Origin of the sequence: Mycolicibacterium neoaurum ATCC 25795, from assembly GCF_000691525.1 — a bacterium.
Taxonomy (GTDB): Bacteria; Actinomycetota; Actinomycetes; order Mycobacteriales; family Mycobacteriaceae; genus Mycobacterium; species Mycobacterium neoaurum.
Genome location: NZ_JMDW01000004.1, coordinates 52,050 through 62,455, shown reverse-complemented (window position 1 = coordinate 62,455; position 10,406 = coordinate 52,050). Strand labels below are relative to the sequence as shown.

The 10,406-nt window shown below is 67.9% G+C and carries 8 protein-coding genes and 2 pseudogenes; 7 read left to right on the top strand and 3 right to left on the bottom strand.

Annotated elements, in window-relative coordinates:
- Both IC40_RS27485 and IC40_RS0104380 read left to right on the top strand, forming a co-directional pair.
- A pseudogene (locus IC40_RS27485) lies at window positions 1–87 on the top strand (superoxide dismutase); the annotation flags it as partial.
- A gap of 72 nt (window positions 88–159) precedes the next feature.
- Complete coding sequence (locus tag IC40_RS0104380) at window positions 160–978, top strand: DUF1206 domain-containing protein (RefSeq protein ID WP_030133538.1); 819 nt, start codon at window positions 160–162, stop codon at window positions 976–978.
- A 19-nt stretch (window positions 979–997) separates the two neighbouring features.
- On the opposite strand, the gene IC40_RS0104375 is transcribed toward IC40_RS0104380, so the two are convergent.
- A complete protein-coding gene (locus tag IC40_RS0104375; protein WP_030133537.1) occupies window positions 998–1,363 on the bottom strand; it encodes a heme-binding protein in 366 nt (121 codons plus the stop codon).
- An 85-nt stretch (window positions 1,364–1,448) separates the two neighbouring features.
- Here IC40_RS0104375 and IC40_RS0104370 point away from each other — a divergent pair, with 85 nt between their 5' ends.
- The 5 genes and pseudogenes from IC40_RS0104370 to IC40_RS26405 all read left to right on the top strand — a co-directional run.
- Window positions 1,449–2,342 (top strand): hypothetical protein, encoded by an 894-nt coding sequence (locus tag IC40_RS0104370; protein ID WP_030133536.1) that lies wholly within the window; start codon window positions 1,449–1,451, stop codon window positions 2,340–2,342.
- 50 nt (window positions 2,343–2,392) lie between these two features.
- On the top strand, window positions 2,393–3,409 hold the full coding sequence (locus IC40_RS0104365; RefSeq protein ID WP_030133535.1) for an iron ABC transporter substrate-binding protein: 1,017 nt from the start codon (window positions 2,393–2,395) through the stop codon (window positions 3,407–3,409).
- Complete coding sequence (locus tag IC40_RS0104360; protein ID WP_030133534.1) at window positions 3,410–4,966, top strand: ABC transporter permease; 1,557 nt, start codon at window positions 3,410–3,412, stop codon at window positions 4,964–4,966.
- Entirely contained in the window at window positions 4,963–6,015 is a 1,053-nt protein-coding gene (locus tag IC40_RS0104355; RefSeq protein WP_030133533.1) for an ABC transporter ATP-binding protein, read from the top strand. The genes IC40_RS0104360 and IC40_RS0104355 overlap by 4 nt, the downstream gene beginning before the upstream one ends.
- Window positions 6,012–8,471 (top strand): annotated as a pseudogene (locus IC40_RS26405) (AMP-binding protein); the annotation flags it as partial. The gene IC40_RS0104355 and the pseudogene IC40_RS26405, both read left to right, overlap by 4 nt.
- Here IC40_RS26405 and IC40_RS26400 read toward each other — a convergent pair.
- Both IC40_RS26400 and IC40_RS0104345 read right to left on the bottom strand, forming a co-directional pair.
- The gene (locus tag IC40_RS26400; protein ID WP_036469356.1) at window positions 8,411–9,205 is read right to left on the bottom strand and encodes an acyl-CoA thioesterase; all 795 of its coding nucleotides are present in this window, start codon (window positions 9,203–9,205) and stop codon (window positions 8,411–8,413) included. The pseudogene IC40_RS26405 and the gene IC40_RS26400 sit on opposite strands and share 61 nt — an antisense overlap.
- The gene (locus IC40_RS0104345; protein ID WP_030133532.1) at window positions 9,202–10,398 is read right to left on the bottom strand and encodes a CoA transferase; all 1,197 of its coding nucleotides are present in this window, start codon (window positions 10,396–10,398) and stop codon (window positions 9,202–9,204) included. The genes IC40_RS26400 and IC40_RS0104345 overlap by 4 nt, the downstream gene beginning before the upstream one ends.
- Between the last annotated feature and the right edge of the window lie 8 nt (window positions 10,399–10,406).

The following is a 10,406-nucleotide window of genomic DNA, read 5'->3' as shown; positions in this document are numbered from 1 at the left end:
GCCTTCTGGAACGTCGTCAACTGGGCCGACGTCCAAGACCGCTACACACGCGCCACCACCAAGACCGGCGGCCTCATCTTCGGCTGACGGTTTCGCGCGCGTCAAAAAGGGGGAACCCGGGCCCATCGGAGACGGCAATCGGCGGCACGGGGAGACACCATGAAGACGAGCGCGAGCCCGGTCCACGGGGCGGTGGACCGGGCCACCGACAGCGACGCATTCCAGTACGGCGCCCGTGCCGGCTTCGCGGCCAGCGGCGTGCTACATCTGCTGCTCGGATACATCATCCTGCGGCTCGCGCTCGGCAGCGGCGGCAACGCCGACCAATCCGGTGCGCTGGCCACCCTGGCCGGCCAGACCGGCGGCCAGGTCATGCTGTGGATCGCGGCGCTGGGATTGTTCGCCCTCGGGCTCTGGCACCTGGCCGAGGCCGTGGTCGGATCCAAGCCGACCGAACGATCCGGAGACGACGACTCGCCGGCCTGGAAACGGGCCAAATCCGTCGGCCTTGCGGTCGCGAACATCGCAATCGCCTTCTCCGCGTTGCGTTTCGCCACCGGCGGCGGTAAATCCAGCGGCCAGCAGAACTCGGGTATGTCGGCACAGCTGATGCAGTCCGGTTGGGGCAAGGCCGTATTGATCGGGATCGGACTCGGGGTTCTCGGTGTCGGCGGGTACCACGTCTACAAGGGCGTGTCGAAGAAGTTCTTCAAGGACCTGCGGGTCTCCGGCGGCACGGGTATCACCGCGGTCGGCATTGCCGGCTACACCGCCAAGGGACTCGTCCTCGCCGGTGCCGGGATCCTCGTCATCGTCGCCACCCTGCAGGCGGACCCCGCGAAGGCCTCCGGCCTGGACGCCGCGGTGAAGACACTGGGGCAGGCACCCTTCGGCAAGTTCCTGCTGATCATCGCGGCCGTGGGGATCGCCGCCTATGGCGCCTACAGTTTCGTGCGCAGCCGGTACGGACGGCTCTGAGCCGTCCGCACCGGTCCCGTCAGCTCAGGGCGTCGATGAGTGCCGCCAGTTGACCGGGTGAGACCGCCACCCCGCACGAGCGGCGCAGGTCGATCAGCGGTCTGGCGATGTTCTGCAGGTCCAGGAATTCACCCGGGTGGGTGAGAAAGTAACCGCGGATGGACTGCTCGGCCTCATTGGTCGGCTGATTGGCTGCCGCGGTCAACACATCGTTGGCCGACGGGTGCGTGTCCAGATAGCCCCCGGCCTGCGCGAGCACACCGCTGGCAACGGTCGCCAGATTGCTCGCCGAGCAGGGCGGAGCGGCCTGCGCTGCGGGGGCGCCCGCGACGGAGATGATGGACGCGGCGAGGCCGGCGAGCGCGAGCGTGGCAATCTGTTTCATGCCTCGATCCTGCGTGATCGACGGTACCCGTGCACCCGGTTGTCGCGAAATGGACATGTCGGACCCCGCCGCTAGCGTGACGCCCATGTCCAACCCCACCCGTGTGCTCCGGTCCGATATCACCGCGCCCACCGGGTCGTTTGACGACGACGCCGCCATCGCGCTGGTCTCGCAATTCTGTGTCACCCACGATGTCGGCCACCGGACGGGTTACACCATCGTGGCGGCCCTGGATCGTGCGCTGCGTATCGCCTCGGTCATCGGGCCGGATCCGCGCTGGCACCGGATGCAGCGGTGGTCCGGCAACCGCGATATCGATGACACCCCCGGCACCGTGCGGCTGCACGACGAGCGCGACACCCTCTACAACCACTTCGTGGCGACCATGCCCGAAGCCGAGTGGCTGCCACCGAACACCATCGTCTCGGCGCGCCGCTGGGCCCGCCACTGCGAGCCCATGCGTCGCGCGGTGCAACTCGGTCTCGGCTGGATCCTGCCGATCCACGGCGAAGTGCTCCTGGTCCCGATGCCCACCACCCGCTACGAGAGCGCCGACAGCGATGTCGTGCACTGCGATACCGGCCGCCCGGCGATCGAATGGTCCGATGGCACCGGGAGATTCCACCTGCACGGGGTCGAGTTCGACGAGGCCCTGTACCGATGCGTGCTCGCCGGCGAGCTGTCCGTGCGCATGATCTCGTCGCGGTGCACTCGCGAGCAGCGACCCGTCGCGCTGCGTTACCTGAGGTTCGACAGCGCCCGGCAGGCCGGCGCCGCCGCGATCGGCGGCGGCCTCCACCGGCTGCCGCTGCCGCCGCGGCTGGCCAGAGATCGCACGGCAGGCCCGGGCCGGTGCCTGTACTTCCGCCGCCTGGGCGACAGTCAGTCCATCCAGTGGGTCGATCCGCAGTCCGTGTTCGACGATCAGGAGGCGTTACTGCGCGCCGAGCGGGATGCCTTCCCATTGCGCTGCCTGTGAATAGCAGGGGAAGGCAAACCTTGCCTAGGTAGGGATGTAAGGATTGCCCCATGGGTATCCACTTCCGACGGGTGATGGCACTGCTGTCCGTCCTCGCTGTCGTATCGGCGGCGACCGCGTGCTCGTCCAGCGATCAAAGCGATGAACTACTCGTCTACAACGCTCAACACGAGTCGCTCACCAAGGAGTGGATCGACGCCTTCACCAAGGAGACCGGTATCAAGGTCACCTACCGCCAGGGCGGTGACACCGAGCTGGGCAACCAGTTGATCGCCGAAGGTGATTCCTCCCCGGCCGACGTATTCCTCACCGAGAACTCACCGGCGATGGCCGCCGTCGAGGACGCCGGGCTGTTCGCCGACGTCGACCCGTCCACCGTCGAACAGGTGCCGGCCCAGTACCGGCCCTCGACCAACAAATGGACCGGTGTCGCGGCGCGCTCGACCGTGTTCGTCTACAACACCAGCAAGGTGCAGCTGGGGCAGCTGCCGCGGTCGATCATGGACCTGCAGAAGCCCGAGTGGAAGGGCCGCTGGGGCGCACCCCCGGCCAAGCCCGACTTCCAGGCGATCATCGCGGCCATGCTGCAGCTCACCGGGGAGCAGGCCACCTCGGCCTGGTTGTCGGCCATGAAGTCCGACGCCACCCTGCTGCAGGACAACATCGCCACCCTGCGCGCGGTGAACGACGGGGAGATCGACGGCGGGATCATCTACCACTACTACTGGTTCCGCGATCAGGCGAAGACCAAGGAGATCAGCGGTAACACCGCGCTGCACTACTTCCGCAACGAGGATCCGGGTGCTTTCGTCAGCATCTCCGGTGGTGGCGTGCTGGAGTCCAGCAAGAAGAAGGATCAGGCGCAGCAGTTCCTGAAGTTCATCACCTCCAAGACCGGCCAGGAGGTACTGGAGAAGGGCACCTCGTTCGAGTACCCGGTCGCCAGCGGCGTGCCCGCCAATCCGGCGCTGCCCCCGCTGGACACCCTGCAGGCTCCTGCGGTGGATCCGTCCACCCTCGACGGGGCCAAGGTGACGGACCTGATGACCAAGGCTGGCCTGCTCTAGGTGGTTTCCACGCACACCGACCGCCCGATTCCCGGACCGCGACCCACTGCACGGCCCGGCCCGGCACTCACCGGCGCCATCGGCGTGCTGGTCGCCGCCACCTTCATCCCGCTGGGCTATGTGGTGTGGGCGGTCGTCAGCACCGGACCGGACCGCATCTACGAGCTCGTGGTGCGGCCCCGGGTCGGTGAACTGCTGCTCAACACCACCGGGTTGGTCGTCGTGACGGTGCCGCTGTGCGTCGTGCTCGGTGTCGGTGCGGCGTGGCTGGTGGAGCGCACCGACGTGCCCGGCGCCGCAGTGTGGCGACCGCTGTTGGTCGCACCGCTGGCGGTACCCGCCTTCATCAACAGCTACGCCTGGGTGAGCGTATGGCCGACACTGCACGGTTTCGGGGCGGGCGTGCTGGTCGCGACGCTCTCCTACTTCCCGTTCGTGTTCCTGCCTGCGGCGGCTACCCTGCGTCGGCTGGACCCGGCCATCGAGGAGTCCGCACGGGCGCTCGGGTCCGGAACCGTCGGCGTCTTCTTCCGGGTGGTGCTGCCGCAGCTGCGGCTGGCCATTCTCGGCGGCGGACTGCTCATCGGTGTTCACCTGCTCGCCGAGTACGGCGCCTTCGCGATGCTGCGCTTCTCGACCTTCACCACGGCCATCTTCGAGCAGTTCCAGGCCACTTTCGACGGTGCGGCCGGGGCCACCCTGGCCGGTGTGCTGGTCCTGTTGTGTCTGGTTCTGCTGGCCACCGAGGCGGTACTGCGCGGCCACGCACGTTTCGCGCGGGTCGGCTCGGGCGCCCCGCGAGTGATGACTCCGATCCATTTGGGCGCCTGGACCGTTCCCGCATCGATCGCATTGGCGATCTGCGCCCTGTTGGCGCTGGGCGTCCCGGTCTACACGCTGCTGCGTTGGCTGTGGATCGGCGGGGTCGCGGTCTGGGACGTCGCCGACCTGACCGAGGCCATGGGACAGACGGCAGTGCTGGCGGCCGTGGCCGCGGTGCTGACCACCATCGCGGCATTCCCGTTCGCGTGGCTGGCCGTGCGCTACCGCGGTGCGCTGTCCCGCGCGGTGGAGGGTGCGAACTTCGTCACCAGCTCCATGCCCGGAATCGTCACGGCGCTTGCCTTGGTCACCGTCGCCATCCGCTTCGCTCCCCCGCTGTACCAAACGGTGTCCCTCGTGCTCGGCGCATACATCCTGATGTTCCTGCCCCGCGCGCTGGTCAGCCTGCGCTCCGGCCTGGCCCAGATTCCGCCGGGGCTGGAGGAGGCCTCGCGGTCGCTGGGCCTGTCACCGACCCGAAGTTTCCTGCGGGTGACATTGCGGCTGATCGCCCCGGCGGCCGGTGCGGGAGCGGCCCTGGTCTTCGTGGCGGTGGCCACCGAGCTGACCGCGACCCTGCTGCTCGCGCCCACCGGTACCCGCACCCTGGCCATGCGGTTCTGGTCGTTGTCCAGCGAGCTCGACTATGCCGCCGCCGCCCCGTACGCCCTGGTCCTGGTGGCGCTCTCCATCCCGGTGACGGTGGCACTCTTCCGCGAGGTGACGCACTCATGACCGATACGCTGACCGTGCAGGGTCTTTCCAAATCCTTTACCGGCACAACGGTTCTCGACCACGTGAACCTGACGCTGCCCGCCGGCAGCATCACGGCAGTTGTCGGCGCGTCCGGGTGCGGCAAGACGACCCTGCTGCGTCTGGTCGCCGGATTCGAGAAACCCGACTCCGGCACCATCGACATCGCCGGAAGTCAGGTTGCCTCGGCGCAGTCCTGTGTTGCCCCGCATCGTCGTTCGGTCGGCTACGTCGCCCAGGACGGGGCACTCTTCCCGCACCTGACCGTCGGAGCGAACATCGCCTATGGGCTGGACGGATCGCCCCGCCGCGCCGAGGTTCGGTCCAGGGTTACCGAACTACTCGAAACCGTCTCGCTGGAACCGTCTTTCGCGCAGCGTCGGCCCCATGAGCTGTCGGGTGGCCAGCAGCAGCGCGTCGCGCTGGCGCGCGCCCTGGCACGCAAGCCTGCCCTGATGCTGCTCGACGAGCCGTTCTCCGCGTTGGACACGGGACTGCGTGCCGCCACCCGGCGTGCGGTCACGAAGGTCCTCACCGAGGCCGGGATCACCACCCTGTTGGTCACGCACGACCAGGGCGAGGCGTTGTCGGTCGCCGATCAGGTCGCCGTCATGCGGGCCGGCCGGTTCACCGGGGTCGGCACTCCAGAACAGGTCTATCGCGCCCCGGCCGATCGGTTCACCGCCGAGTTCCTCGGCGACTGCATCTTCCTGCAGGCGACCGTCCGCGACGGAGCCGCCGACTGTGCGCTCGGTCGGATACCGGTGTCGGGGACGCCCGCCGCAGATTCGGGCACCGTGCTACTGCGTCCCGAGCAGCTGGTGGCTGCCGCGATCGCCGATGCCGGGCCGCACCCTCAGCCCGGGATCGGCACGGTGCTGGCCACCGAATTCCTCGGTCACGATGTGCTGCTCACCGTCGACACCGGCGAGGCCGCTCCGATCACGGTGCGTCAACACAGCATCGACCCGCCGATGGTGGACACCAAGGTCCGCATCACCGTCATGGGTACCGCCCTGATGCTGCCATGAGGAATCTCATCCCCCATCTGCGTCGGCACGGTGCGCGACCGGCAGTGCACACCGCCGAGACCACGGTGAGTTATCAGACCCTGGCCGATCTCGTCGAGACCGCGGCCACCGAACTCGGCGGCCCCCGAAAGCTGGTGCTGCTGGAGACCCGCAACGATATCGACACGCTCACCTGGTATCTCGGTGCACTCGCCGCGGGACATGTGGTTCTCCCGGTGCCGCCCGGCGCAGACCACACCGATCTGCTGGACACCTATGGGCCCGATATCGTCATCGACGCGCGCGGCGCACACTCCCGCCGGGCGCCCGAGCGTGAGCTGCACCCCGACCTTGCACTGCTGATGTCCACATCGGGCAGTACGGGCTCGCCCAAATTGGTCAGATTGTCGGCCGAGAATCTCATCGCCAACGCCCATTCCATAGCCGAGTACCTCGATATTCGCGACACCGATTGTGCGGCAACGACTTTACCGATGTCTTACTGCTATGGACTTTCGGTGGTGCACAGCCATCTGCTACGCGGCGCGGCCCTGCTGCTGACCGAGCTCTCGGTGATCGACGGACAGTTCTGGGATCTGTTCCGCACCCGCCGGGCCACGACGTTCGCCGGGGTGCCCTACACCTTCGACCTGTTGAACCGCATCGGGTTCGAGTCGATGGAACTACCGCACCTGCGTTACGTCACCCAAGCCGGCGGGGCCATGACACCGCAGCGGGTGCGTGCCTTCGCCGAACTGGGACGCCGCAAGGGCTGGGCCCTGTTCGTCATGTACGGCGCCACGGAGGCCACCGCCCGAATGGCCTACCTGCCACCTGAATTCGCCGTCGAGCGCCCCGAGGCGATCGGGCGCGCGATTCCCGGTGGGCACCTGCGCGTCGATGGAGACATAGCCGACGGCGATACGGGGCGCATCGGTGAGCTCGTCTACACCGGACCCAACGTGATGATGGGCTACGCCCACGACCGCGCCGACCTGGCGACCGGCCGCGTCATCACCGAACTACGCACCGGCGACCTGGCGCGTGTCGGTCCCGACGGTCTCTTCGAGGTCGTCGGCAGAGCCAATCGGATCGCCAAACTTTTCGGCCTGCGGATCGACCTGCAACGGGTCGAAATGGCGCTGCGCGAGCGTGAACTACCCGCGCTGTGCGCCGCGGTGGGCGAGATGTTGGTGGTCGCGACCACCGCCCCGACATCTGTGGTGCGCAGCGCGGTCACCGAGATCGCGGGTCTGCCCGCCGGGTCGGTCGATGTCGTCACCGTCGAGCAGTTGCCCATGCTGGCCTCCGGAAAACCCGACTATCCGGCGGTACAAGGACTGCACACCGAGCAGACCGCCGCTCCCACCCCGTTACGCGCCATCTACGCCGACGTCCTGCATCTCGATCCTGCGGGCATCGATCCGCGCGCCAGTTTCGTCGACCTCGGCGGCAACTCGCTGAGCTACGTGGCCATGTCGGTGCGCATCGAACGGGCGCTGGGCAGGCTGCCCCGGCAGTGGGCGCAGCTGCCGCTGGCCGAACTGGAAGCGCTGCAACCGCGACGCCGCCGGTGGACGGCCACCATGGAGACCAGCGTGGCGCTGCGCGCCGTGGCGATCGTGCTCATCGTCGGATCACATGCCGAACTCTTCGAGATGTGGGGTGGTGCGCACATCCTGCTCGGTGTCGCCGGATACAACTTCGGGCGGTTCTGCCTGACCGGCGTCCCCCGCACCGAGCGGATCCGCCGGCTCCGCAACACGATCGGCTGGATCGCGGTGCCGACCATCCTGTGGATCGCGATCACCATGTCGTTCAGCGACGACTACGGCTGGACGAATCTGTTGCTGGCCAACAAGATCGTCGGCCCGTTCGACAGTATGACCGCGGGCCGGTTGTGGTTCATCGAAGTGCTCGTCTGGATCCTGGTGCTGCTGACGCTGGCGCTGGCGCTGCCGGCGGTCGACCGGATCGAACGAGCGCACGCTTTCGGCTTTGCCGCGGTGTTCCTGGTCGCCGGATTGATCCTGCGCTACCTGGTGACCGGGGAGGCCGCCTGGTTCAGCATGGCCGCCTTCTGGTTCTTCGCCGTCGGGTGGGCGGTCTCGAAGGCGACCACGGTATGGCAACGTGCCGCGGTCACCGTGGTGACCGCCGTCGGTGTGTACGGCTACTTCGCCGACCCGGTCCGGGAGACATTGGTTCTCGGTGGTCTGGCACTGCTGATCTGGTTGCCGTCACTGCGGTGCCCCATACCGGCCGCGGGCGTGCTCGCGGTGCTGGCCGATGCCTCGCTCTACATCTATCTGACGCACTTCCAGATCTACCCGCTGTTCGGTGAGCACCGGTTGGCGGGTGTGCTGGCCGCACTGGCGGTCGGAGTCGGGGTAGCCCAGGCGATCCGCCGACTACGTCAGCGGTTGGCGGCCAGCCCCTCCTGGACCATCGTGGCGGCAACGACACCGTCGGCACGCACCAGCGATGCGGTGACGACGCCGCGCCCTCGGGCCGCCGCCGGGGATCGGGATTCCAACAGATTCCACTGATCGGCGTAGACGGGCCGGTGAAACCACATCGACGTGTCGGTCGTGCCGCCGCGGTAGGTGCGATCGCGCATCGAATGCCCATGCACCGCGAAGATCGGGTCGACGCCGTAGAGGTCGGTGATGTAGACCGCGACCAGGTTGTGCAGCACCGGATCTGCCGGTAACGGAACCGTCGTGCGCCACCAGAAGCGCCGCACGAAGTCCGTTCCGTCACCCTGATCGTCGACCCGGATGTCGAACTCGTGCAGCGGCACCGACGGCGACGGGCCCAGGGATCGGTCCGGGTCCAATGCCTCCGGGGGCGTTGGCATCAGGTGCGTGCCATGCTCGGGCCCGGCCATCTCGGCCGAGAACGACACCGTCGCCGTGTTGAGCAGGCGGTCGTGTTGACGGCCCTCGACCCGGCGCGCCGCGGCGGTCCTGCCGTCGTAGACCCGTTCGACGCGGTAGTCCGCGCCGTCACCTGCCTCCCCGCCGCGCAGGAACTGCAGGTGCATATTGGTCACCCGCTTCTCGGCGGGCACCGTGGCGATCGCCGCCGCCAGGCTCTGCGCGGCGAACAACCCACCGAAGGATCGTTTACCCTCGGGTCCCGCACCAGGTCCACGCCAGCGGTCGACCCCGGTCTCCCGCACGGTCAGCAGGTCCAACAAGGCGCTCACGCCACGACTCCCGACCCGACGAGCGCCTCGATCTCGGTGGCCGAAAGACCCAATGTCGCGAGCACCTGGGCCGTGTGGTCACCGAGCGTCGGTGCAGGTACCGCCGGTGGATAGCTGCCGTGGGTGGCGATAGGTAGCCCTGGTGCCAGATATCGGCCGATCCGGGGCTGATCCACGCTGGCAAACAGCGGATTGTCCGTGACGCGCGGATCGGCGGCGATCTCGGCGAAGCTGCGGTAACGCTCCCAGAGCACCGAGGTGGGTGTCAGGGCGTCGGTGATCTCCGCGGCGCTGTGCTGGGCGAACCACAGGGTGAACAAACCCGTCAGGGCATCACGATGGAGATAACGCTGCCCCTCGTCGGTGAAATCCGCCCCCAACGCGACGCCGAGCGCGTCGACCGCCGCGGTGGTCCCGGTGACGTCGGCGAGATCCCGAAAATGCCTGCCGGTCAACGCGACCACCATGAAGACCGCACCGTCGCCGCTGGTGAAGTTCTGACCGTACTGCCCGTACAGGGAGTTCCCGAGGCGGGGACGTTCGCCCGCCCCGAGCAGCACCTCGGTGAGAAAGCTCAGGTTGCCCGCCGTGGCGAGCGCGACGTTCTCCAGCGGTATCGAGATGCGCTGTCCGCCCGCACCGGCATCACGTGCGCGCAGTGCCGAGACCACGGCCAGCGCGGTGTAGAGCCCGCAGGACACATCCCAGGCCGGCAGCACGTGATTGACCGGCGTATCCAACTCGGCGGGCCCGGTGACAAGCGGGAAGCCGACGGCGGCATTGACCGTGTAGTCGACACCGGTTCCTCCGTCGGCACGACCGGAGATCTCGACGTGGATCAGGTCGCGACGCAGCGAAACCAACTCGTCATAGGAATGCCATTGCCGCCCAGCGACGTTGGTGATGAGGATGCCGGCATCGGCGATCAACCTGCGGACGATCTGACGGCCGTCGGCGGAGCGCATGTCCACCGCGACGGACTGCTTGCCCTTGTTCAGTCCGGCCCAGTAGATGCTGTCACCGGCCTCGGTGACGGGCCAGCGTCGGTAGTCGGCGGCACCTCCGACGGGATCGACGCGGATCACCTCCGCGCCCAGCTGCGCGAGCGTCATACCCGCCAGCGGGACCGCCACGAAACTCGATATCTCGATGATGCGCACCCCGGCCAGAGGTCCGTGCGCCACGCCAGTCATGCGGTCAA

Coding starts and splice junctions, on each gene's coding strand:
- IC40_RS0104380 (WP_030133538.1), top strand. CDS start 160: ATGAAGACGAGCGCGAGCCCGGTCCACGGGGCGGTGGACCGGGCCACC.
- IC40_RS0104355 (WP_030133533.1), top strand. CDS start 4,963: ATGACCGATACGCTGACCGTGCAGGGTCTTTCCAAATCCTTTACCGGC.
- IC40_RS0104375 (WP_030133537.1), bottom strand. CDS start 1,363: ATGAAACAGATTGCCACGCTCGCGCTCGCCGGCCTCGCCGCGTCCATC.
- IC40_RS0104370 (WP_030133536.1), top strand. CDS start 1,449: ATGTCCAACCCCACCCGTGTGCTCCGGTCCGATATCACCGCGCCCACC.
- IC40_RS0104345 (WP_030133532.1), bottom strand. CDS start 10,398: ATGACTGGCGTGGCGCACGGACCTCTGGCCGGGGTGCGCATCATCGAG.
- IC40_RS0104365 (WP_030133535.1), top strand. CDS start 2,393: ATGGGTATCCACTTCCGACGGGTGATGGCACTGCTGTCCGTCCTCGCT.